We start from the raw sequence: 22,189 nt of genomic DNA, 5'->3' as shown, positions 1-22,189 counted from the left end.
GGAACCGCGCGGCCTGGGCTGCATACGGTTCTGTTGTGCGCAAGCTAGGGGTGTTTGAACGGTTTGGGCAGGTCCTGCAAAGTGCGGGTGCCCAGCTGTCCCATATTGGCCTTGAGGTCTTCGGACAGGATGTGCGCCAGATGGTCGATGCCGTCCGGGCCGAGCGCGGCCAACGCATAGTGCCACGCCCGGCCCAGCATCACGAAATCCGCGCCCGAGGCCATGGCCCGCAGGATATCGAGGCCGCCCTCGACCCCACTGTCAAAAATAATCGGCAGCGTGGTGGCGCGGCGGATGGCAGGAAGCACTTCAATCGTGCCAGGGGCCGCATCAAACTGGCGACCCGCGTGGTTCGATACCCAGATGGCGTCGACCCCCAACTCTTCGAGCCGCCCGGCATCCGTGCCCCGCATCACGCCCTTGACCACAAACGGGCCGTCCCACGCATTGCGCAGCCACGAGACATAGTCCCAGTCGGGCGAGGTGCGCAGCAGATAGCCCACATGGGCCGTAACCGGCAGGTTTTCCGTCGCTGTGGTGGTGTAGGCGTCCAGCATCCGCATATGCGGCATGCCCTTGCGCGCCATGGCCACCGCCCAGGCCGGGCGCATGGCGACCTGCGCCAGCAGGCGCGGGGTCAGCCGGGGCGGGTTCGTCAGGCCGGACCGTGTTTGCCGCTCGCGCCGCGACGCGACCGGCACATCAACCGTCAGCACAAGCGTCTTGAACCCAGACTGACGTGCCCGGTGCAGCATGTCGCGGCGGATACCTTCGTCACGGGGCGGGTACATCTGAAACCACGCATCGTCACCCAGCACGGGCGCCACATCTTCGGGCGAGGCCGCGGCGACGGTTGACAGCGTGTAGGGCATACCCAGTCGTGCGGCGCCGCGGGCGAGGTGCCGTTCGGCATCGGGCCACATCAGACCCGACATGCCGACCGGCGCGATACCAAAGGGAAGGGGGCGGTCACGACCCAATAGCGTCGTGGACAGGTCGGGATCGAACTCGCCATGCAGGATCGAGGGCATCAGCCCCACCTTATCGAGCGCGGACCGGTTGCGGCGGCGGGTGGCCTCATCGCCTGTGCCGCTGTCCAGATACTCCCAGACAAATTTCGGGATGCGGGTTTGCGCACGGGCGCGCAAATCGCTGAGGGCAGGATAGCGGCTATTGAGGTCCATGCGCGCGTTTATGACGAGCGGCATGCGGAAATGTCCAGAGAACCGCAGAAATGAGGCCCTGAGTTAAATCATTTTTTAAGGACAATTTCGCAAAAGTGGATTCGTCGCTCATTACACACCCCTCGGAAGGAATTTGACCATGCAAGCACTGATCATCGACCGGCAAGCGGATCGCCTCGACCAAAGCCAGATCGCCCTCATGAACGCAGGCGTGCAGGTCACTGGCACCGGCAGCCTGCTTGTGGCCGAGACATGCATTCAGCGCCTTTGTGTGGACCTTCTGGTGATTGAGAAGTCGACCATCGCTGACGCACTGGGCGACACGCTGGGCATGGCGGAGGATCGCAACAGCCATCTTGTGTCAATCCTGCGCACGCCTGATGTGGGTGAGGATCACGATGCGTTGTCGCCGCATTTCCCGTCCCTGCACTGCATCGTCGGGCAGGACGTTTCGAATGAGGTGGCGATCAAACTGGGCCTCGCGTCGCTGCGCGCAAAGGCGACAGGTTCGGTGATGCCCGCACGGGCGCTGCGAATGAAGAAACCCAACCTCGAGGCGGCGCGCGCGGCCTATGCGGCACGCACGCAGAAACCCGAAAACATCTTTGCCGAGGCGGTCTGACCACGCCGCAGTCTCGGCCGGGGAACAGATCAAGAACAGCTTTCGCTTTGCCATGGGTCGCGCTATGCTTGGTTCATGAGCAGTTATGATGAATTCGACGCGTTCGAGGGGGCTTCGCTGTCGGCCCGTGCCATGCAGGCGCGGCCACAGCCCTATCTTGATGGCTTGAACCCCGCGCAGCGCGAAGCGGTTGAGAAGCTGGATGGCCCGGTGCTGATGCTGGCGGGGGCGGGTACGGGCAAGACGCGTGCTTTGACTGCGCGCATCGTGCATTTGCTGAACACCGGTCGCGCCCGGCCCAATGAGATCCTTGCCGTGACCTTTACCAACAAGGCCGCGCGCGAGATGAAGAACCGCGTGGGCCATATGCTGGGCCAGCAGATCGAAGGGATGCCCTGGCTGGGCACGTTTCACGCGATCTGCGTCAAGCTGTTGCGCCGTCATGCGGAACTCGCGGGGTTGAAGAGCAACTTTACCATCCTGGACACGGATGATCAGATCCGGTTGCTCAAGCAGTTGATTTCGGCCGCCAATATCGACGACAAGCGCTGGCCTGCGCGGCAGTTGGCGAGCATCATTGACGGATGGAAGAACCGGGCGCTGACGCCGGACAAGGTGCCGGCCGCGGATGCGGGGGCTTACAACCACAAGGGTGTGGATTTCTATGCCCAGTATCAGGCGCGCTTGCAGGAATTGAACGCTTGCGATTTCGGTGACCTGCTCTTGCATATGGTTACGATCTTTCAGTCTCATCCAGATGTGTTGGCGCAGTATCAGCGTTGGTTCGCCTTTATCCTCGTGGACGAATATCAGGACACGAATGTCGCGCAATATCTGTGGCTTAGGCTGCTGGCGCAGGGGCACAAGAACATCTGCTGCGTGGGCGATGACGACCAGTCGATCTATGGCTGGCGCGGGGCGGAAGTGGGCAACATCCTGCGGTTCGAAAAGGATTTTCCGGGCGCGCATGTGGTGCGGCTGGAGCAGAATTACCGTTCAACCCCGCATATTCTGGCCGCAGCATCCGGCGTGATCGACGGGAATGAAAACCGGCTGGGCAAGACGCTTTGGACAGACAAAAACGACGGCGAGAAGGTGCGCCTGATCGGCCATTGGGATGGTGAGGAAGAGGCGCGCTGGATCGGTGAAGAGATTGAGGCGGCGCAGAAAGGCACACGAGGTGTGCGGGCTATGTCCTTGGAGGATATGGCTATTTTGGTTCGTGCGTCGCATCAGATGCGAGCGTTTGAGGACCGGTTTCTGACCATCGGCTTGCCGTACCGGGTCATTGGAGGGCCCCGCTTTTACGAGCGGATGGAGATCCGGGATGCGATGGCGTATTTCCGCGTGGTCGTGTCGCCCGATGATGATCTTGCGTTCGAGCGGATCGTGAACACGCCCAAGCGGGGGCTCGGCGATAAGGCGCAGCAGACCATTCAAATCACGGCGCGTGCCAATGGCTTGCCGCTTGTGGAAGGGGCGCGGCTGGCCGTTGAGCAAGGGCTGATAAAAGGAAAGGGTGGCAATGAGTTACGCGCCCTTGTCGATGGTATTGCGCGGTGGAATTCCAAGCTGCGCGGGCCGCGGATCGAGGTGGCGCAGGACGACAGCGTGCTGGATGATGGCGACGGGCCGCTGCGGGTTGAGTATGGGCCGCCACCCGTGAGCCATATCGAGTTGGCTGAGATCGTTCTGGACGAGTCGGGCTATACCGCGCACTGGCAAAACGACAAGACGCCGGAGGCGCCCGGGCGGCTGGAAAACTTGAAGGAGCTTGTGAAAGCCCTTGAATCCTTTGAGAATTTGCAAGGTTTCCTTGAGCATGTTTCGCTGGTCATGGACAACGCGAGCGAGGATGATGAGGCGAAGGTTTCGATCATGACGCTGCACGCGGCTAAGGGGTTGGAGTTTCCGCAGGTCTTTCTGCCCGGATGGGAAGATGGGCTGTTTCCGTCGCAGCGGTCGATGGACGAGAGCGGGGTCAAGGGGCTCGAAGAGGAGCGGCGGCTGGCCTATGTGGGCATCACGCGGGCAGAGGAGGTGTGTACGATCTCCTTTGCCTCGAACCGGCGTGTGTTCGGGCAATGGCAATCGTCGATGCCGTCGCGCTTTGTCGATGAGCTGCCCGAGGATCATGTGGATGTGCTGACGCCGCCGGGCTTGTATGGCGGTGGATTTGGGGCTGCCGCACCGTCGATGGGCGCCGAATCGCGGCTGCATCAGGCGGCGGCGGAGGCGAATGTGTACAACTCGCCGGGCTGGAAACGGCTGCAGGCGCGGGCCGGAGAACGGCCCCTGAGCCAGCCGCAGGAGAGCCGGAATACAGTGATCGACCTTAACGCGGTTTCGGCCTTTACCGTCGGCGACCGGGTGTTTCATCAGAAGTTCGGCTATGGCGCGATCGTGGGGATCGAGGGCGACAAGCTGGAGGTCGACTTTGAAAAAGCGGGGCTGAAAAAGGTCGTGTCGCGCTTTGTTTCGGGAACGGATGACATTCCGTTCTAGGTCCGCTGCGCGCTGCTTGTGCTGCGCATATGGCCGCCCCCACTGTCCCGCAGCGGCATCTTGTCGGGGTTGCGCATCGTGTACATCCAACAGATTTTTCCCGTCGCATCGAGGGCTGCGGTAAAGAGCGTGTGGGCGCGGCCGTCTTCCATCATGAGAAGGGCCGGGTGCCTGTTGGCCGTAACCGGGACGGGTGCGAGACCTGCGGCATGTTTCAGGGTGACGGCGTGGGACACAAGCACGATGTCCTCGGGGCCGATCAGGGGGCGGCGTGCGGCGCGGGCCTTGGCCCCGCCGTCGGAGATCGAGATCGCGTCGGTTGCCAGATACGCCTTGGCCGTGTCCAGATCATTGCTGGCGATGGCCGCGAGAAAGCCGCTGATCTGGGCGGCGCGTTTGCCGGGCGGCTGGGTAAGGTCCGGTGCGGACTGGGCGATCCGGCGGTGGGCGCGGCTGACGAGTTGGCGACAGGCGGCTTCGGATTTGCCGAGTGTGTCGGCGATGTCGGCATAGGAGGCATCGAACGCTTCGCGCAGGACAAAGGCGGCGCGTTCGCTGGCGGGTAGCGTGTCCATGATCCAAAGGAGGGCGAGTTCACAGTCCTGCGCCAGCGCAAAGCTGTCTTCGGCCGTTGTCTCGTCCACGATCAGGGGTTCGGGCAACCACGGACCCACATAGGTTTCGCGCCGCGCCTTGGCCCGCCGCAAGCTGTCGATGGCCACGCGGGTGGCAGCGGTACGCAACCAGGCGGCAGGGGTGCGGATGGTGCTGTGATCTGCAGTCGACCATTTGAGCCATGTGTCCTGCACGGCGTCTTCGGCCAGGGCCCGTTCTCCCAGCATGCGGTAGCACAGGGCCGTGAGCATCGGTCGCTGTGCTTCGAATTGCTCGGTCCGGGTCATGTCGGGGCAGGGTCCGCGAGTGTGACCGAGGTGCCGCCCACGTCGAGTCGCTGGCAGAGCTTGCCGTGGCCCATGCCGCGTTTCAGCACCGGATAGGCGCGGGTGAAGGCCGCGGCGAAGGAGGCGGCGATCACGGCGCGGGGGCCGTGCGCGTCCTCGATCCGGGCGCGCAGTGCGTCGAGCGCGTCGTCGCCCCGGATGGCGGCCCACGCGAACTGGTAGCCGAGGCCGAAATCGCCTGCTGCGTCTGCTGCACCGTTCAGGCACGCCTGAATATCTGGGCCCCGTGCGCCGAAGGCGAGGGCCATGTCGACGGTAAGTTGGGCGCAGGGGCCGCAATCGCCCTCGACCGCGGAACCGACCATGGCGCCCATGCGGATATGGTGCGCGCTGGCGGGCCCTGCGTAATTGCTGACCATCTGGAAGAGCGCGAGGCGCATTCCGGCCCGCGCGTCGGTGTCGATCATGTCGTGCTGGTACTGGGCGTTATAGTTGAACTGCCTCGCAAAACGGCGGGTGCTGGCGTGCAGAAGGGCGCGGATCATCGGGTTGCCTCCTTGATCGGCATTGAGAGTGTGCGGGTGCGGTTTGTCCAGAGCAGGCGCCGTGTGCCTGTTGGGTCGTTGGGGAGGGGCTGCATCGTCTTCCTTCATGTTCCTGGTGCTTTCGGAACATGTGACGCGGGCGCGGGCCGGGATGTGACATCGGCGGCGCGGTTTTTTCAGGGACTGACGGGGGGGCTGAAAAAGAAAAAGCGGCGATCCCAGGGAGGAGGAGGGGATCGCCGCCGTCTTGATGCCCGCCGGTCAGGGAGGAGGAGGACCGGTTCGGACATATCTGATGCACCGGTTGGTTGGTGCGGTATTCGTGCGGCGACATTCGGGAGGAGGTGAATGCCGCCGCTCTTGCAACATCGCGTCGGTCAGGGAGGAGGAGGACCGGGGCGCGATGTATCGCTGTGTTCAAAGTGCGGCGGCGCCAGGGAGGAGGTCGGCGCCGCCGCCAATTTCAGATGCCCCAGGGAGGAGGAGAGGAACATCTGATCTCGTGTATTCGTCTTCAGGCTGCCACGTCTTGCGCGGACTCCCAAGCCACCCGCTTGAGTTCCGACCGATGCAGGCCAAGATCAGCCAGTTCACGGTTGGACAGCGCGTTCAGCTCGGTCAAAGTCGTGCGGTAGATGCGCTGCTGTGCGCGGCGCTCTGCGGCGGCTTCGAATAGGCGGGCAGCGGTGCCGAGGATACGTTCCACCAGATCGCTGCGTTGTGCTACGTCGTTGTAATAGGCCATGTTTTTTGCCTCATGCTCATTTCGTTGATGGTTATATAGGCTCATGCTGCAGCTGCACAATACACAGCAATTCAATGCTGCCATGCAGCAATTGCATAGACCTGAAGTTGAATTGAGCGGCAGGGCGCACACCAATGCGGCGTTTGCGCGGGAATGGTCGGCGGGCCCTTGCCACTGGTGAAATAACTGCCATCTCTTGCATCACAAAGCGGAGAGATTGAGCATGTCGGTATCCAAGGATCACGTGATGGAAACGCTGGCCCGGATCGGCATGCCCGATGGCGGAGACCTCGTGAGCCACGATTTGATTCGTGCGGTGCAAATTCAGGGCGATGCCGTGCAATTCGTGATCGAGGCGCCGACGCCTGAGATTGCTGCCAAGATGGAGCCGGTGCGTGCGGCCGCCGAAGAGGCGGTGCGGGGCCTGGCTGGTGTAGGTGACGTGCGTGTTGCTTTGACCGCCCACGGTCCGGCCAAGAAGCAGCCCGCCCCCAGTCTTAAGATCGGCGGCCATCCCAAGCCGCAGGAGGGACCGACCAAGCCTGTTGGCGTAAAGCGCATTCTGGCCATTGGCTCCGGCAAGGGCGGAGTTGGCAAGTCGACCGTGTCTTCTAATTTGGCCGTGGCTTTGGCCAAGCAAGGGCGGAAGGTCGGTTTGTTGGATGCAGATATATATGGTCCGTCTCAGCCCCGCATGATGGGGGTGAACAAGCGCCCCGCGTCCCCCGATGGCAAGACGATCATTCCATTGCACGCCCATGGTGTGACGCTCATGTCCATTGGTTTCATGCTGGAGGAGGGCAAGGCCGTGGTGTGGCGCGGCCCGATGCTGATGGGCGCGCTGCAGCAGATGCTGGGGCAGGTGGAGTGGGGCGAGCTGGATGTGCTGCTCGTCGATCTGCCGCCCGGAACGGGGGATGTGCAGTTGACCCTCTGCACCAAGTCGGAACTGTCGGGCGCCATTGTGGTGTCGACCCCGCAGGATGTTGCCCTGATTGATGCGCGCAAGGCGTTGGACATGTTTGCGACGCTGAAGACACCCGTGCTGGGTCTGATCGAGAATATGTCGCTGTTTGTGTGCCCCGATTGCGGGGCGGAGCATCAGATCTTTGGCCAGGGCGGTGTGGCGGCAGAGGCGGAGAAGATGGGCGTGCCGCTGCTTGGGGCGCTGCCCATTGATCTGGAGACGCGCCTGGCAGGCGACGGCGGCACGCCGGTTGCCGTGGGCGATGGGCCGATGGCGCAGGCATATGCGCGCATCGCCACCGGGTTGATCAAGGGCGGGATGGCCTGATCAGACGTCGCGCCCTTCGACCGCGATGCCGTAGAGTGTGGTCAGAATGCTGGCGCTGACGAGGGCGTAGAGCAGCGACACGATGACAGAGATGATGCCGCTGATGACACTGTCGGTGATGATAGCGCCGAGGACGAGGTTCAGCACAAAGTCGATCAGTACAAAGATGATCAGGACCCCAAGGATGGTGCCCGCGAGCGGTTTGGTTGCGCGCCAGCTGTCGCCAAAGCTCATCTTGCGCTCGATGGTGCAGGCCGGGAGGATCAGGCTCCACCGCAAGAGCAGCCAGCCGAGCAGGGCAACCATGGGGATCAACGCGATTTCAGCCACCCTGTCGCCCATGCTTGCCGCGATCAGGCCGACCGGGATGAAGATCGGGATGGCCAGGACGCCGACGGCGAGGCCCAAGAGGAGGCTGCGGCCGAAATAGCCCAGCACGATGCCTGCACTTGGCGTGAACCCTTCGTCGCGGCGCTCCGGCGGCAGCAGGACGTAGCGGTGCCAGGCGGCGATCATCATCATGTAGCCGATGGCCATGAGCAGGAATGCGGGCAGGACGAACTCTATATTCGGGATGCTGTTGAACGCCTCGGGCGAATTGAATGTCGTGACACCGCTCGCAAGCCCCGGGGCCATCACAACCAACAGGCCGGCGCCGAGTGCGATCAGCAGGATGCCCGCCGATGTGGCCCGGACCGTTGCAGAGAGATCGCGGAACACCATGGAGATGGCATGTGTGAAGATGCGAATGGCGTAGGACATGTGAGCTCCTGTCTGGATTTGCGTTTCTGTTGCCGCGTTGGCGTGGTCTGCGCAAGGGCTTTCATGGGACGGCTGGCACGGTGATGGGTGTGACATGGGAATTCATGGGCGCATCTGGCGAAAGCGGGCGTGATTCGAATCAATTCACTTGAATTTTGCGCCTCACATGTGGAACAAGTATAGAACATTCATTTTAATGCCTAAAGGATCGCATATTTTTCGGGATTTGGTGGGAAAAGATGTGCTGACCTATGTCGCACTACATATTGTGGGTTGGCGCGAGTGATCAACACCATGATCTACTCAGCAGGAAAAAATAGCCACAATATGTTGTTTTTGAGGGTGCGCGAAAACAAGCTGTCGTGGGTTATGCCCTCAAAAAACCATTGCGTCCCATATATTCCCACGTCATACCTTGTGGCATCAGATGAGAACGAGCACGGGGCACCAAACGACCCCAGGCACATAAAAACTCTAGCAGGTTTCATACAGGCACCTCGCTTTCATCAGACCAGAGATCCGGCGCGCGAGCGAGCAGACATCCCCCCAGGTGGCGCGCGCAGCTGGACATCCCGCAAGGCGGGACGAGGGCGGCGGGTTGATCAGTGGCAGCAGATCAACCCGCCGTTTCCATTTTCGGGGGAACGAAACGACCGCGGGGGCGGAAAAGAAGTAGGGACGGGCCAACACAGTGGCACGCAGGTTCAGAGGCGAAAGCGACCACAAGGTGGACGCAAAGGGGCGGGTGTCTATCCCGGCCTCGTTTCGTCGTGTAATCGAGGCCTGCGATCCCGACTGGACCGAGGGCTTGCCGCCCCGCATTATCATCGTCTATGGCGGTGCCACGCGCGACTACCTTGAGGGCTTCACCATCGAGGCCATGGACGAGGTAGACGATAAGATTGCGAAATTCCCGCGCGGTTCAGCCAAGCGGAAGGCGATGGAGCGGCTGTACAGCGCTCAATCCATCGAGACCGTCGTGGATGACACGGGCCGCATCGTCTTGCCCGCCAAGCTGCGCGAGAAGATCGGCCTTGATGGCATGGCGCGCTTTGTCTCCTCCGGCGACACGTTCGAGATCTGGCAGCCCGATGCCTATGACGAGAGTATCGCGGCGCTGGATGACGAGGGGTTCGATCCTGATCTTGACCCGTCCGCCTATCTGGACGGGGACTTGGGCTAAGAATGGCTGGGGGGCCACATATTCCGGTTCTGATCGACGCAATCCTGCGCGAATGCGCACCTGTTCATGGCACATGGCTGGATGGCACCTTTGGCGCGGGCGGGTATACGCGGGCGCTGTTGGGCGCTGGTGCAGAGACCGTGATTGCGGTGGACCGCGATCCGCTGGCCTTTGAATTGGCGGGCGACTGGGCCGGTGCCTATGGCGACCGGATCGTGATGCAGCCGGGCGTGTTTTCGAAGCTGGATGAATATGGGCAGGGCCTGGACGGCGTGGTGCTGGATCTGGGTGTGTCGTCGATGCAGTTGGACCGCGCCGAGCGCGGCTTTTCCTTCATGCAGGACGGTCCGCTGGACATGCGGATGTCGCAGGACGGACCTTCTGCCGCCGACATCGTGAACGAGGCGGACGAGAGCGTGCTGGCCAATATCTTGTTTCAGTATGGTGAGGAGCGTGCGTCGCGCCGCATTGCCCGGGCGATCATCACGGCGCGGCCGATCACGACCACTTTGGAATTGGTGGGGGTGATTGAGAAGTGTTTGCCCCGCCCGAAGCCCGGTCAGTCGCACCCAGCGACCCGCAGCTTTCAGGCGCTGCGCATTGCCGTGAACAACGAATATGATGAGCTCTATCAGGGCCTCATGGCCGCAGAGCGCGCATTGAAGCCTGGCGGGCAATTGGCCGTCGTGACCTTTCATTCGGTCGAGGACCGGATGGTGAAGCGCTTTATGACGGCCCGTGGTGGTCGGCAGGCCAATGCCAACCGCTATGCGCCCGAGGTTGAGGCGGCGCCCGCCCCGTTCGAGTTGCGCAGCCGGAAGGCCATCGGGCCCGATAAGCAAGAGTTGGAGATGAACCCGCGCAGCCGGTCGGCCAAGCTGCGGGTGGCGGTGCGCACGGATGCGCCTGCCGGAGAGATTGACGCCAAGAGTATCGGTATGCCGCAGGTCAGAGGGGCCATTTGATGCGCACTGTTTTGTATATTTTGACCACTTTGGCCGTGATCGGCCTGGCGTTCTGGGCCTATCGCGAGAATTACGCGACGCAGGATGCACTGGCCAAGACCGACCGGCTGCACCGCGACATTCGTGAGGCGCATGCGCGGCTGGCGGTGTTGAAGGCCGAGTGGGCCTATTTGAACCGCCCGGATCGGTTGCGCGATCTGGCGGATATCAACTTTGACCGGCTGGGTCTGCTTCCGTTCCGGCCCGACCAGTTCGGGCATGTGGATGAGGTGGCCTATCCTGCGCCGAAGCCGTTGATCATCGACAATGCCGTCGACGTGTCCGGCGAATTGGAGCAGCAACCATGACCCGCACCCCCCTGCGCCCGCTGGCCCGTATCCTGCCCGCCCGTGCCGCTGGAGAAAGCACCGAGGCGATTGAGCGCGAGAACCTGCGCACCCGGCATGAAGAGATGCGCGACCGGTCGCGTCAGCGCGCCGAGGGGCGTTTGTTTGTGCTTGGCCTGTTTTTCTTTTGCGCCTTTGCTACCGTGGGCGTGCGCATGGGCATGCTGGCCACGTCCGAGCCGGTGGAGCCGCGCGCGAGCGCGCAGGGGGCGGTGATCTCGGCCGCGCGCGCGGACATTGTGGACCGTCACGGGCGCCTGTTGGCCACGAATTTCGAGACGCACGCCTTGTATGCCCAGCCGCCACAGATGGTGGACCCGGTGGCGTCGGCCAAGGGGCTGGCGGCGATTTTCCCGGATCTGGATGAAAAGAAGCTGCTGGAGGACTTTACCGGCAAGCGCAAGTTCCTGTGGATCCGGCGCAAGATTAGCCCCGAGCAGATGCAGGCCGTGCACGAGATCGGTGATCCTGGCCTGTTGTTCGGTCCGCGCGACATGCGGCTTTATCCCAACGGCTCCCTCGCGGCCCATGTGCTCGGTGGTGCATCTTTCGGCAAGGAGGGTGTGAGTGCTGCCGAGGTGATTGGCGTTGCGGGTGTCGAGAAGCAGTTCGATGATTATCTGCGCGATCCTGCCAACGGGCAGAAGCCGCTGGAACTGTCGCTCGACCTGACCGTGCAGGCTGCTGCGGAGCGCGTGCTGCATGGTGGCATGAGGCTGATGAACGCCAAGGGTGCGACGAGCGTTTTGATGGATGTGCAGACGGGCGAGGTGATCTCTGTCGTGTCCTTGCCGCATTTTGATCCGAACAACCGCCCGCAGCCTGCCACGACCGGCGATCAGAGCGACAGCCCGCTTTTCAACCGGTCGGTGCAAGGGGTGTACGAGCTGGGCTCGGCCTTCAAGATCTTTACGGCTGCACAGGCGGTGGATCTGGGGATCGTGTCGCCCTCGACCATCATCAACACGGCGGGTCCGATGAAGGTGGGCGGTTTCCGCATCGGCGAGTTCCGCAACAAGAATTACGGCAAGCTGAGTGTCACCGACATCATTGTGCAGTCCTCCAACCGGGGGACGGGGCGGTTGGTGCTGCAGATCGGCAAGGAGCGGCAGCAGGAGTTTCTGAAATCGCTCGGCTTTTTTGAGCCGACTGATTTCGAGATTGTGGAGGCGCGCACGGGCAAGCCGCTGCTGCCGCGGCGCTGGACGGATCTGAGCGCTGTGACGGTCAGCTATGGCCACGGGCTATCGTCGTCGCCCATGCACCTCGCCGCCGGTTATGCGGCGATTGCCAATGGCGGGCGCATTGTGAAGCCGACGATCCTCAAGCAGGACGGCCCGCGTCTGGGCGACCGGGTGATGAGCGAGGGGGCTGCGCGCGCGGCGCGCAAGATGCTGCGCAAGGTGGTCACCGATGGCACGGCAAGCATGGCCGAGGTGCCGGGCTATGCCGTGGGTGGAAAGACGGGCACGGCTGACAAGCCCAAGCCGCGGGGCGGGTATTATGACGACAAAGTCATCGCAACTTTTGCCACGATGTTTCCGGCGCATGATCCGAAATACGTGCTGGTGGTGACGCTGGACGAGCCGGTCGAGACATCCGGGGATAAGCCGCGCCGGACGGCTGGGTGGACTGCTGTGCCTGTGGCAGCCGAGATGATTGGCCGGGTGGCGCCGCTCTTGGGTCTGCGGCCAAGCGTTGAACCTGCCACGCTCGCTGATATAACGCTGACCAGCAGCAACTGAGGTGCGATCCGCACCCGAACGATAGGGCCGACGAGATGGGCGCGCAGGCACGATCACTTTCATCGCTGGGCCTGACCGCCCGGGGTGGGGCCAATCCCGAGATCATCGGCATTGCCGTGGACAGCCGCGAGGTGAAGGATGGCTTTCTGTTCGCCGCCATGCCCGGCAGCCGCGTGCATGGGGCCGAGTTCATTCAATATGCGGTGCGCATGGGGGCCTCGGCCATCCTGACGGATGTTCTCGGGGTTGAGATTGCGGCGGAGTGGCTGAGCGATGTGGCGGTTGTTGTCACGGATGCGCCACGCGAGGCGTTGAGCCGTTCGGCGGCGCTGTGGTTTGGTGCGCAGCCAGAGGTGATGGTTGCCGTCACCGGGACCAATGGGAAGACCTCTGTCAGCACCTTTGTGCGCCAGATTTGGATCGAGCTGGACCTGCCCGCCGTTAATCTGGGCACCACGGGGGTCGAGGGCGCGTGGACCGCGCCGCTGGCCCATACCACACCAGAGCCCATCACCCTGCACCGCACGCTGGCGGACGCCAAGGCCAATGGCATCACCCATGCGGCGATGGAGGCCTCGTCACACGGGCTCGACCAGCGCCGATTGGACGGGGTCACTCTGAAAGCGGCTGGTTTCACCAATTTCAGCCAGGATCATCTGGACTATCACAAGACATTCGAAGCCTATTTCGACGCAAAGGCGGCCCTGTTTGCCCGCGTGCTGCCCGAGGACGGCATCGCGGTCATCAACTTGGATGATGCGCGCGGCGTGGACATGGCGGCCATCGCACGGGCGCGGGGGCAGACCGTGCTGGCCGTGGGTCGGGATGGGGGAGATCTGCGCCTGACCGCGCAGCGCTTTGATGCGACCGGACAGGATGTGCGGTTCGAATATGACGGCAAAGCCTATACTGCACGCCTGCCCCTGATTGGCGGGTTTCAGGCCGACAACGTGATGCTGGCCTGCGGTCTGGTCATCGCCTGCGGGGCCGAGCCAGCGCGTGTTTTCGAGACCTTGCCGCATCTGGGTACTGTGCGGGGGCGTATGCAGCTGGCTGCAACGCGGAAGAGCGGGGCGGCGGTGTTTGTCGACTATTCGCATACCCCCGACGCGGTGGCGACGGCGCTGAAGGCCATGCGCCCGCATGTGATGGGCCGTCTGGTCGTCGTCGTAGGCGCAGGTGGCGACCGGGATATGGGCAAGCGGCCCCTCATGGGTCAGGCTGCGGCGGAGAATGCTGATATCGTGTTCATCACCGATGACAATCCGCGCAGTGAAGATCCGGCACTGATCCGCGCGGCAGTGATGGAAGGTGCGCTTGGCGTTGGCGGCACCGCAAGCGTCACCGAGGTCGGCGACCGGGCCGAGGCGATCCTGCGCGGTGTCGATGCCCTTGGACCCGGCGATGCGTTGCTGATTGCGGGCAAGGGCCATGAGGCGGGGCAGATCGTGGGCGATGATGTGCTGCCCTTTGATGATGTGGAGCAGGCCAGCGTGGCCGTGGCCGCATTGGAAGGACGGTTGACATGACGCTTTGGAGCGCCCCCGAGGCTGCGGCTGCAACCGGTGGTGCGGCAACGGTTGACTGGTCGGCGACGGGTGTTTCCATCGACACGCGCACGCTGCGCCCCGGTGATCTGTTCGTGGCCTTGAAGGCCGCGCGCGATGGGCACGAGTTTGTCGCACAGGCGCTGGAGAAGGGGGCGGCTGCGGCACTCGTCAGTCGTGTCCCTGAGGGTGTCGCCGAGGATGCGCCGCTGTTGATTGTCGATGATGTGCTGGGCGGGCTTGAGGCGCTTGGCAGTGCAGCCCGCGCCCGCACGCGAGCCCGGGTTGTCGCCATCACCGGGTCGGTCGGCAAAACCTCAACCAAGGAGATGCTGCGCGCGGTGCTGTCGGACCAGGGGCGAACCCATGCAAGCGTGGCCAGCTACAACAACCACTGGGGCGTGCCCCTGACGCTAGCGCGGATGCCTGAGGACACCGAATATGCGGTGATCGAGATCGGCATGAGCAACCCCGGCGAGATTGCGCCCTTGGCCAAAATGGCCCGCCCGCATGTGGCCATGATCACCACAGTCGCGGCGGCCCACCTTGAAGCCTTTGAAAGCATTGAGGGGATCGCCGTTGAAAAGGCCTCCATCCTCGACGGGCTGGAACATGGCGGCACGGCGGTGCTGAACAATGATTGCTCGACCGCTGCCATCTTGCAGGCCAAGGCCCATGACGTGAAGCGTCGCGACATTGGTTTTGGCGAACATGGCTTTGATTTCAAACTGAAATCTGTGGATTTGCAGCGCGATACGACTGTTGTGCTGGCCGAGGCGCATGAGGCGCCGCTGCTGTTCAAGATCGGGGCTGTGGGCAGGCATTACGCGATGAACGGCCTGGGTGCCCTGGCCGCAGCGGAGGCGTTGGGGGCCGACCTGGCGCTGGCCGCGCAGTCCCTTGGCCGCTGGTCCCCCTATGAGGGCCGCGGGGCGCGCGAGGTCATCGCGTTGGATGCAGTTGAGGCCGATATGACGCTTGAGTTGATCGACGACAGTTACAACGCGAACCCGACGTCGATGGCCGCGGCCTTGTCCGTTCTGGCCGCGGCGGAGGTGACCCATGACATCGGGCGCGTCAGCAAGGGGCGGCGGATCGCCTTTCTGGGTGACATGAAGGAGTTGGGCCCGGACGGTCCGGCTATGCATGCCGAATTGGCCCGGCTGGAGAGCATGGAGGCCATCGACAAGCTGCACTGTATCGGCCCCCTGATGAAGCACCTGCACGCAGCACTTCCGGTCGAAAAGCAAGGCCTGTGGACCGAAACATCTGAGGACATGGCGGCTCAGGTTCCGCGCCGTCTGGACAGTGGCGACGTGGTGCTGGTCAAGGGATCGCTGAGCATGAAACTGGCCCGCGTCGTTGACGCGATCCGCAAAATGGGCCATCCGGTAGACAAGGGCGAAGACCCACAAAAATAAGATCGAGGGACAGGCAGGCATGCTCTATTGGTTGACGGCACTTTCGGATGGCGGGGACGTGTTCAACCTGTTCCGCTATATCACATTTCGCGCTGGCGGGGCGTTCATGACGGCGCTGGTGTTCGGATTTTTGTTCGGGCGGCCCTTGATTGCGGTGTTGCGCAAGAAGCAAGGCAAGGGCCAACCCATTCGCGATGATGGCCCGGAGGGACATTTCGCCAAGGCGGGTACGCCCACCATGGGCGGCTTGCTGATCGTGGGGGCGCTGGCAACCTCGACCCTTCTGTGGGCGCGGTGGGACAACCCGTTCATGTGGATCGTGCTGGGCGTCACGCTGGCCTTTGCCTTGATTGGCTTTGCGGACGACTATGCCAAGGTGTCCAAGCAGACGACCGCCGGCGTGCCGGGGAAAGTGCGCTTGCTTCTGGGCTTTGTAATTGCGGGCGTGGCGGCATTCTTTGCCACGATCAATCACCCTGAATTGCTGCAGAACCAGCTGGCGGTGCCGGTGTTCAAGGATCTGCTGATCAACATGGGATTTCTGTTCATCCCGTTCTCGATCATCGTCATTGTCGGCTCGGCCAATGCGGTGAACCTGACCGATGGGTTGGATGGGCTGGCGATCATGCCGGTGATGATCGCCGGTGGCACTCTGGGGATCATTGCCTATGCCGTGGGGCGCGTCGATTTCACTGAGTATCTGGACGTGCACTATGTGCCGGGCACGGGCGAATTGCTTATCTTTGCCGCGGCACTCTTTGGCGGGGGGCTCGGGTTTTTGTGGTACAATGCTCCCCCCGCTGCGGTGTTCATGGGCGACACAGGGTCGCTGGCTTTGGGCGGGGCGCTGGGTGCGATTGCGGTGGCGACCAAACACGAATTGGTGCTGGCCATCGTCGGCGGTCTTTTCGTGGTCGAGGCGCTGTCAGTGATCGTGCAAGTCCTCTATTTCAAGCGCACGGGCAAGCGGGTGTTCCTGATGGCGCCCATCCACCACCACTATGAAAAGAAGGGCTGGGCTGAGCCGCAGATCGTGATCCGGTTCTGGATCATCTCGTTGATCCTGGCGATGATCGGTCTGGCGACGCTCAAGGTCCGCTGATGGCGCGGGCGCTGGTCACAGGCGGCAATCGGGGCATCGGCTATGCCGTGGCGCAGGGACTGCTTGCGCGGGGTGTCGAAGTGGTGATCGGGGCGCGCGATGCGCAGGCTGGTGCGGCGGCGGCACAAGACCTTGGCTGCGCGTGGGTACAATTGGATTTGGAAGCGCCCGAGACCTTTGCGCCTGCAATGGCGGCGGCGGGACCTGTCGATATCCTGATCAACAATGCGGGCATCCTGATCGAAGACAGCATGATCGCCAATCCCGACGGTTTGCGCCGGTCGATGCAGGTGATGTTCCACGCGCCGTTCGAGTTGATCCTGCTGTGCCTGCCGCACATGGCGCAGGCGGGGCAGGGGCGGATCATCAATGTGAGTTCCGGCTGGGGCGCCTATGACGAGGGGATGGAAGGCCCGGGCGGCTACGGTGTGGCCAAGGCGGCGCTGAATGCGCTGTCCCACACTTTGCCGCGCGATCTGCCGCAAGGCGTGACCATCAACGCGATGTGCCCCGGCTGGGTGCACACGCGCATGGGTGGCCAAGCCGCACCCCGCACGCCCGACGAGGGGGCGGATACCGCGATCTGGCTCGCCCTTGTTGCGCCGGGCGACCTGACGGGCAAGTTCTTTCGTAACCGCAGAGAAATGGCGTGGTGATGCTTCTTCTGGCCAAAAATACGTCGGGGGTCTGGGGGCAGAGCCCCCAGAGCGCAACGCCATGATCCCGGTGCAAGGTCTGACTGGCGCGCGCGTGGCGGTGCTGGGGCTGGGCCGCTCGGGCCTGTCGGCGGCCCGCGCGCTGGCTGCGGGTGGTGCGACGCCCGTGTGCTGGGACGACAACCCGGAGGCGCAGGCGCGCGCCCAAGCGGAGGGGTTTACCTGCCTCAACCTCAGGAAACAGGGGGCCTTTGAGGACATCGCGCGCCTGATCGTCAGCCCCGGTATTTCGCACCTCTACCCCACGCCGAACCCGGTCATCGCGGCAGCCTGGGAGGCAGGCGTGCCGGTCGACAATGACATAGGGTTGTTCTTTCAGTCCTTTGCGACTTCCGACTGGCACAGGTTCGACACGGCGCCGCGGGTCATTGCGGTCACCGGGTCGAACGGCAAATCCACCACCTGTGCACTGATCCATCACATCATGGAGGTTGCGCACAGGCCAAGCCAACTGGCAGGCAACATTGGGCGCGGGGTTCTGGATATCGAGCCACCGCTGGATGGCGAGGTCGTGGTACTGGAATTGTCCAGCTACCAGACCGAGCTGGCGCGCAGTCTGACGCCTGATGTGGCGGTTTTTACCAACCTTTCCCCCGATCATCTGGACCGCCATGCGGGCATGGGCGGCTACTTCGCCGCCAAGCGCAGGCTGTTTGCCGAGGGCGGCCCGGACCGGGCCGTGATCGGGGTGGACGAGGACGAGGGGCGGTTTCTGGCGGGGCAGATGTCCGAAGGGCCGACGGATGACCGCGTCATCCGCGTGTCGGTGGCCGAGAAGCTCACGGGGCCGGGCTGGCAGGTGTTTTCGAGAAAAGGGTTCTTGTCGGAGTACCGCAAGGGGCGGCAGGTTGCGTCCGTTGATTTGCGCGGCGTGGCGGGGCTGCCCGGTGCGCACAATCATCAAAATGCCTGCGCCGCCTATGCCGCGGCCCGCGCGGTGGGCATTGCGCCAAAGGTGATCGAGCGGGCCTTTCACAGTTTTGCGGGCCTGCCGCACCGCAGCCAGACCATCGCGGAGGCGGGTGGGGTGCGGTATGTCAACGACAGCAAGGCCACGAATGTCGACAGTGCCGCCAAGGCACTCGCGGCTTTTGACAACATCCGCTGGATTTGCGGTGGCTTGCAGAAAGAGGGCGGCGTGGACGCGCTGCGCGTGGTCGCGGATAGGGTGAAGAAAGCCTATGTCATCGGACGCGAAGCTGCACAATTTGCGATGCAGCTTGATGTGGATGCGCAGGTGTGCGGCACCATGGACGCGGCTGTAGCGGCTGCGATGGCGGAGGCGGAGGCGGGGGACGTGGTCCTGCTGGCCCCGGCGGCTGCCAGTTTTGATCAGTATGACAGCTTTGAACGGCGCGGTGAGGATTTCGTGGCGCAGGTGACCAAGCGGCTGCGATCCAATTGAGCGCGCCGACGCGCGCATGACATTTTTGATGTTCGGCTTCACGCTCACCGAGACAAAGCGCGGTCAGGTTTGGGAGGCGAGATGCCGCGCGGTGGCCATGGCCGAGGACCAGGCCCATTGGAAGTTGTAGCCCCCCAGCCACCCGGTGACATCGAGCGCTTCGCCGATGAAGTAGAGGCCGGGTGTGGTTTGGGATTCCATGGTTTTTGAGCTGATCTGTTCGGTGGCCACGCCGCCGCGTGTGACTTCTGCCGTGCGGTAGCCTTCGGTGCCTCCGGGAGTCAGTTGCCATTGGGTCAAGTCGTGTATCAGCGCGTCGATCCGCGCGTCTGAGAGGTCACCGAGGCGGCCCGACAGATCCATCTGCGTGCTCAGATGGTCGACGAGGCGCGCGGGGAGGTGGCGCGCCAGTTCGGTTGTCAGGGCTTTCTTGCCGTCGGCGGTGCGTTTATCGCGCAGGGTTGCGCCCAGGTCCGTCTCGGGTGCGAGGTGGACCTTGATCCTGTCGCCTGCGTCCCAATAGCTGGAGGCTTGCAGAATCGCGGGGCCGGACAGCCCGCGGTGGGTAAAGAGCATGGCTTCGTCAAAGCTGGTGCCGTTGGCGGTGACGCGGGCCGGGCAGGAGACGCCCGAGATGTCGGCAAAGCGCCGGTCGGGGAAGGTGAAGGGAACCAGTGCGGGTTCGGTGGCCGTGATCCGGTGGCCGAACTGCCGCGCGATGTCGTAGGCAAAGCCGGTGGCCCCCATCTTGGGAATGGATTTGCCGCCCGTTGCGATGACCGTGTTGCGGGCAGTGTGTTGGTTCGTGCCGTTCAGGGTGAATGTGAAGGTTTCGTTGCTCTTTGCAAAATCTGTGATCTCGGTTTGCAAATGCAACTCCACCCCGGACGCCTGCAGAAGACCGCGCAGCATGCCGATGATGTCCTTGGCCGAGTTGTCGCAGAACAGCTGGCCAAGGGTTTTCTCGTGCCACGGGATTCCGTGCCGGTCCACGAGGTCGATGAAATCCCATTGGGTGTAGCGTGCGAGCGCAGATTTTGCGAAATGTGGGTTCTCGCTGATGAAGGCGTGCGGATCGCAATAGAGGTTCGTGAAATTGCAGCGCCCGCCACCGGAGATCCGGATCTTTTCTCCCGGCGCCTTGGCATGATCCACCAGCAGAACGCGCCCGCCTGCATGGGCCGCGCACATCATGCCGGCTGCACCGGCGCCAATGACAAGCGTATCGAAATTCATGATGCTTCCCGTGCCGCATCGCACAGAAAGGGTCAAGCGGGCTGGGTTGCGTGATCTAGGCGGCTGCCTGCCTCGCATGCAGTGAGAACAGATATGGGGCTCCTTCAAATGACGGCTTCTGGCTGCTGACTCTGCCTTTCCGAAACTTGATGTTGCTAAGCTGGGCGGGCGCACGCTGACCGTTGGCACGTGTGACGGTGGTCATAACTGGCGGCTTGTCGTCGTCTATCGCGGCCTGCACTGTCCGCTCTGCAAGAAGTACCTTGCGCAATTGCAGGAGATGGAAGCCGATTTGAACCCGGCTGGCGCGAATGTGGTGGCCGTGCCCAGCGATCCGGAAGACAAGGCGCAAGCGATGGCGGATGAAAAGGGGCTGAGCATCGCGATGGGCTATGGTCTGAGCGTCGAGCAGATGAAAGACCTCTGCCTGTATGTGTCTGACCCGCGCAGCCCAACGAGACGAACCGTCCATTTCCTGAACCTGGCCTGTTTTTGGTGAACGGTGACGGGGCATCCAGATGGTCGATGTGTCGAACGCCCCCTTCCTGTGTCCCGACCTTGAGGAGGTGCTGAACGGCGTCACCTTTGTGCGCGCCAACACGTATCCGATCCGTGCACTCACAAGGCGGCGTAAGCTTGCTTGCGGGCCTGTAAACTAAGGCTGGCCCGCGCGTTCTTTTGTCGCTATGCTCACTGTTAACGCACGTTGGATAAACCGGCGGCGAGGCAGTGACAGGCAGCAAGGCGGCAGATCATGACTGAAATGGTCTATGGCGCAGTTCCGGTGCGGGACGGCGAACCCATTCTTCCAAAGTGGTGGCGCACCGTCGACAAGTGGTCGCTGAGTTGCGTTCTGTTCCTCTTTGCCATCGGTCTGCTTCTGGGCCTTGCGGCGTCCGTGCCGCTGGCAGAGAAAAACGGCTTTCCCCCCTTCCACTATGTGACGCGGCAGGCTCTGTTTGGTGTGCTGGCGTTGATCGTCATGATCATTACGTCAATGATGTCGCCCGTCGTCGTGCGGCGGCTTGCGGTGCTGGGCTTTCTCGTATCCTTCGTCGCACTTGCGATGCTGCCGTTTTTCGGAACGGATTTCGGCAAGGGGGCGGTGCGGTGGTATAGCCTTGGCTTTGCGTCGATCCAGCCATCTGAGTTTCTGAAGCCCGGTTTTGTCGTGGCTGCCGCCTGGATGCTTGCAGCGAGCCAGGATCTGAACGGCCCACCGGGGCGGACTTGGTCCTTTGCCCTGTGCATTTCCATCGTTCTGATGCTGGCCTTGCAGCCCGACTTTGGTCAGGCCTGTCTGGTCCTGTTCGGCTGGGGTGTCATGTACTTCGTGGCTGGTGCGCCGATGATCCTGCTTGTCGGCATGGCGGGACTGGTCGTCTTTGGTGGCACCATCGCCTACTCGAATTCCGAGCACTTTGCCCGCCGTATTGACGGGTTCCTGAGCCCTGATGTCGATCCGCGCACACAGCTGGGTTACGCCACCAACGCCATTCAAGAAGGTGGCTTGTTCGGTGTCGGCGTGGGCGAGGGGCAGGTGAAATGGTCGCTGCCCGATGCGCACACGGATTTCATCATTGCGGTGGCGGCGGAAGAATATGGCCTTGTGCTCGTCCTGTGCATCATCGCGCTGTACACAGTGATTGTCGTGCGGTCGCTGCTGCGTCTCATGCGCGAGAGGGATCCGTTTATCCGACTGGCGGGAACGGGGCTTGCGTGCATGTTTGGTGTGCAGGCGATGATCAATATGGGCGTGGCTGTGCGCTTGCTGCCCGCCAAAGGCATGACGCTGCCCTTTGTTAGCTATGGCGGGTCGTCGGTGATTGCGTCGGGCATTGCCGTGGGTATGCTGCTGGCCTTTACCCGCAGCCGTCCGCAGGGTGAGATTTCTGATTTGTTGGGGCGTCGCAGGTGACGAAAC

The 22,189-nt window shown here is 62.8% G+C and carries 20 protein-coding genes; 14 read left to right on the top strand and 6 right to left on the bottom strand.

The window, feature by feature from the left end; genetic code table 11:
* Positions 1–44 precede the first annotated feature (44 nt).
* Positions 45–1,184 carry an alpha-hydroxy acid oxidase gene (locus tag BWR18_RS09345; protein WP_076630226.1) on the bottom strand — a complete coding sequence of 380 codons (1,140 nt, stop codon included), beginning with the start codon at positions 1,182–1,184 and terminating at the stop codon, positions 45–47.
* A 139-nt stretch (positions 1,185–1,323) separates the two neighbouring features.
* Here BWR18_RS09345 and BWR18_RS09340 point away from each other — a divergent pair, with 139 nt between their 5' ends.
* Together BWR18_RS09340 and BWR18_RS09335 are read left to right on the top strand one after the other, a co-directional pair.
* Positions 1,324–1,806, top strand: a complete 483-nt coding sequence (locus BWR18_RS09340; protein WP_076627717.1) for a hypothetical protein — start codon at positions 1,324–1,326, stop codon at positions 1,804–1,806.
* A 75-nt stretch (positions 1,807–1,881) separates the two neighbouring features.
* Positions 1,882–4,311 carry an ATP-dependent helicase gene (locus BWR18_RS09335; protein WP_076627716.1) on the top strand — a complete coding sequence of 810 codons (2,430 nt, stop codon included), beginning with the start codon at positions 1,882–1,884 and terminating at the stop codon, positions 4,309–4,311.
* Here the strand turns inward: BWR18_RS09335 and BWR18_RS09330 are convergent.
* The 3 genes from BWR18_RS09330 to BWR18_RS09320 form a co-directional block, all read right to left on the bottom strand.
* Positions 4,308–5,213: a sigma-70 family RNA polymerase sigma factor gene (locus tag BWR18_RS09330; protein ID WP_076627715.1), complete on the bottom strand. Its 906-nt coding sequence runs from the start codon at positions 5,211–5,213 to the stop codon at positions 4,308–4,310. The genes BWR18_RS09335 and BWR18_RS09330 overlap by 4 nt on opposite strands.
* Complete coding sequence (locus tag BWR18_RS09325; RefSeq protein ID WP_076627714.1) at positions 5,210–5,758, bottom strand: hypothetical protein; 549 nt, start codon at positions 5,756–5,758, stop codon at positions 5,210–5,212. The genes BWR18_RS09330 and BWR18_RS09325 overlap by 4 nt, the downstream gene beginning before the upstream one ends.
* A 514-nt stretch (positions 5,759–6,272) precedes the next feature.
* Entirely contained in the window at positions 6,273–6,503 is a 231-nt protein-coding gene (locus tag BWR18_RS09320) for a DUF1127 domain-containing protein (RefSeq protein WP_076627713.1), read from the bottom strand.
* A gap of 223 nt (positions 6,504–6,726) precedes the next feature.
* Between BWR18_RS09320 and BWR18_RS09315 the strand changes: the two genes are divergently transcribed.
* Complete coding sequence (locus tag BWR18_RS09315) at positions 6,727–7,797, top strand: Mrp/NBP35 family ATP-binding protein (RefSeq protein ID WP_076627712.1); 1,071 nt, start codon at positions 6,727–6,729, stop codon at positions 7,795–7,797.
* Here the strand turns inward: BWR18_RS09315 and BWR18_RS09310 are convergent, their stop codons facing one another.
* Positions 7,798–8,559 carry a hypothetical protein gene (locus BWR18_RS09310; protein WP_076627711.1) on the bottom strand — a complete coding sequence of 254 codons (762 nt, stop codon included), beginning with the start codon at positions 8,557–8,559 and terminating at the stop codon, positions 7,798–7,800.
* Between the two features lie 691 nt (positions 8,560–9,250).
* Between BWR18_RS09310 and mraZ the strand changes: the two genes are divergently transcribed.
* From mraZ to murD, 9 genes are all read left to right on the top strand, one after another.
* Entirely contained in the window at positions 9,251–9,742 is a 492-nt protein-coding gene (gene mraZ / locus BWR18_RS09305; RefSeq protein WP_076627710.1) for a division/cell wall cluster transcriptional repressor MraZ, read from the top strand.
* 2 nt (positions 9,743–9,744) lie between these two features.
* Positions 9,745–10,707 (top strand): 16S rRNA (cytosine(1402)-N(4))-methyltransferase RsmH, encoded by a 963-nt coding sequence (gene rsmH, locus BWR18_RS09300; protein WP_076627709.1) that lies wholly within the window; start codon positions 9,745–9,747, stop codon positions 10,705–10,707.
* Entirely contained in the window at positions 10,707–11,054 is a 348-nt protein-coding gene (gene ftsL / locus BWR18_RS09295; protein ID WP_076627708.1) for a cell division protein FtsL, read from the top strand. Before rsmH ends, ftsL begins: the two co-directional genes overlap by 1 nt.
* On the top strand, positions 11,051–12,838 hold the full coding sequence (locus BWR18_RS09290) for a peptidoglycan D,D-transpeptidase FtsI family protein (protein WP_076627707.1): 1,788 nt from the start codon (positions 11,051–11,053) through the stop codon (positions 12,836–12,838). Before ftsL ends, BWR18_RS09290 begins: the two co-directional genes overlap by 4 nt.
* A 35-nt stretch (positions 12,839–12,873) precedes the next feature.
* Positions 12,874–14,367 (top strand): UDP-N-acetylmuramoyl-L-alanyl-D-glutamate--2,6-diaminopimelate ligase, encoded by a 1,494-nt coding sequence (locus BWR18_RS09285; protein ID WP_076627706.1) that lies wholly within the window; start codon positions 12,874–12,876, stop codon positions 14,365–14,367.
* On the top strand, positions 14,364–15,806 hold the full coding sequence (locus tag BWR18_RS09280; RefSeq protein WP_076627705.1) for a UDP-N-acetylmuramoyl-tripeptide--D-alanyl-D-alanine ligase: 1,443 nt from the start codon (positions 14,364–14,366) through the stop codon (positions 15,804–15,806). The genes BWR18_RS09285 and BWR18_RS09280 overlap by 4 nt, the downstream gene beginning before the upstream one ends.
* Before the next feature lie 19 nt (positions 15,807–15,825).
* Entirely contained in the window at positions 15,826–16,908 is a 1,083-nt protein-coding gene (mraY, locus tag BWR18_RS09275; protein ID WP_076627704.1) for a phospho-N-acetylmuramoyl-pentapeptide-transferase, read from the top strand.
* On the top strand, positions 16,908–17,564 hold the full coding sequence (locus tag BWR18_RS09270) for an SDR family NAD(P)-dependent oxidoreductase (protein WP_076627703.1): 657 nt from the start codon (positions 16,908–16,910) through the stop codon (positions 17,562–17,564). Before mraY ends, BWR18_RS09270 begins: the two co-directional genes overlap by 1 nt.
* Positions 17,565–17,625: 61 nt before the next feature.
* The gene (murD, locus tag BWR18_RS09265; protein ID WP_076627702.1) at positions 17,626–19,029 is read left to right on the top strand and encodes a UDP-N-acetylmuramoyl-L-alanine--D-glutamate ligase; all 1,404 of its coding nucleotides are present in this window, start codon (positions 17,626–17,628) and stop codon (positions 19,027–19,029) included.
* Between the two features lie 63 nt (positions 19,030–19,092).
* Here the strand turns inward: murD and BWR18_RS09260 are convergent, their stop codons facing one another.
* The gene (locus tag BWR18_RS09260) at positions 19,093–20,265 is read right to left on the bottom strand and encodes an NAD(P)/FAD-dependent oxidoreductase (RefSeq protein WP_076627701.1); all 1,173 of its coding nucleotides are present in this window, start codon (positions 20,263–20,265) and stop codon (positions 19,093–19,095) included.
* Positions 20,266–20,383: 118 nt separating this feature from the next.
* Between BWR18_RS09260 and BWR18_RS22075 the strand changes: the two genes are divergently transcribed.
* Entirely contained in the window at positions 20,384–20,764 is a 381-nt protein-coding gene (locus BWR18_RS22075) for a redoxin domain-containing protein (RefSeq protein WP_368073649.1), read from the top strand.
* A 255-nt stretch (positions 20,765–21,019) separates the two neighbouring features.
* Positions 21,020–22,183, top strand: coding sequence for a putative lipid II flippase FtsW (ftsW, locus tag BWR18_RS09250; RefSeq protein WP_076627700.1), 1,164 nt, complete (start codon positions 21,020–21,022; stop codon positions 22,181–22,183).
* Positions 22,184–22,189: the final 6 nt, after the last annotated feature.

It is taken from the genome of Tateyamaria omphalii, assembly GCF_001969365.1.
In the GTDB taxonomy this organism is placed as follows: Bacteria; Pseudomonadota; Alphaproteobacteria; order Rhodobacterales; family Rhodobacteraceae; genus Tateyamaria; species Tateyamaria omphalii_A.
The sequence above is the reverse complement of the archived record's forward strand: the minus strand, read 5'-3'. Positions and strand labels throughout refer to the sequence as shown.

Coding starts and splice junctions, on each gene's coding strand:
- BWR18_RS09345 (WP_076630226.1), bottom strand. CDS start 1,184: ATGGACCTCAATAGCCGCTATCCTGCCCTCAGCGATTTGCGCGCCCGT.
- BWR18_RS09340 (WP_076627717.1), top strand. CDS start 1,324: ATGCAAGCACTGATCATCGACCGGCAAGCGGATCGCCTCGACCAAAGC.
- BWR18_RS09335 (WP_076627716.1), top strand. CDS start 1,882: ATGAGCAGTTATGATGAATTCGACGCGTTCGAGGGGGCTTCGCTGTCG.
- BWR18_RS09330 (WP_076627715.1), bottom strand. CDS start 5,213: ATGACCCGGACCGAGCAATTCGAAGCACAGCGACCGATGCTCACGGCC.
- BWR18_RS09325 (WP_076627714.1), bottom strand. CDS start 5,758: ATGATCCGCGCCCTTCTGCACGCCAGCACCCGCCGTTTTGCGAGGCAG.
- BWR18_RS09320 (WP_076627713.1), bottom strand. CDS start 6,503: ATGGCCTATTACAACGACGTAGCACAACGCAGCGATCTGGTGGAACGT.
- BWR18_RS09315 (WP_076627712.1), top strand. CDS start 6,727: ATGTCGGTATCCAAGGATCACGTGATGGAAACGCTGGCCCGGATCGGC.
- BWR18_RS09310 (WP_076627711.1), bottom strand. CDS start 8,559: ATGTCCTACGCCATTCGCATCTTCACACATGCCATCTCCATGGTGTTC.
- rsmH (WP_076627709.1), top strand. CDS start 9,745: ATGGCTGGGGGGCCACATATTCCGGTTCTGATCGACGCAATCCTGCGC.
- ftsL (WP_076627708.1), top strand. CDS start 10,707: ATGCGCACTGTTTTGTATATTTTGACCACTTTGGCCGTGATCGGCCTG.
- BWR18_RS09290 (WP_076627707.1), top strand. CDS start 11,051: ATGACCCGCACCCCCCTGCGCCCGCTGGCCCGTATCCTGCCCGCCCGT.
- BWR18_RS09285 (WP_076627706.1), top strand. CDS start 12,874: ATGGGCGCGCAGGCACGATCACTTTCATCGCTGGGCCTGACCGCCCGG.
- BWR18_RS09280 (WP_076627705.1), top strand. CDS start 14,364: ATGACGCTTTGGAGCGCCCCCGAGGCTGCGGCTGCAACCGGTGGTGCG.
- mraY (WP_076627704.1), top strand. CDS start 15,826: ATGCTCTATTGGTTGACGGCACTTTCGGATGGCGGGGACGTGTTCAAC.
- BWR18_RS09270 (WP_076627703.1), top strand. CDS start 16,908: ATGGCGCGGGCGCTGGTCACAGGCGGCAATCGGGGCATCGGCTATGCC.
- murD (WP_076627702.1), top strand. CDS start 17,626: ATGATCCCGGTGCAAGGTCTGACTGGCGCGCGCGTGGCGGTGCTGGGG.
- BWR18_RS09260 (WP_076627701.1), bottom strand. CDS start 20,265: ATGAATTTCGATACGCTTGTCATTGGCGCCGGTGCAGCCGGCATGATG.
- ftsW (WP_076627700.1), top strand. CDS start 21,020: ATGACTGAAATGGTCTATGGCGCAGTTCCGGTGCGGGACGGCGAACCC.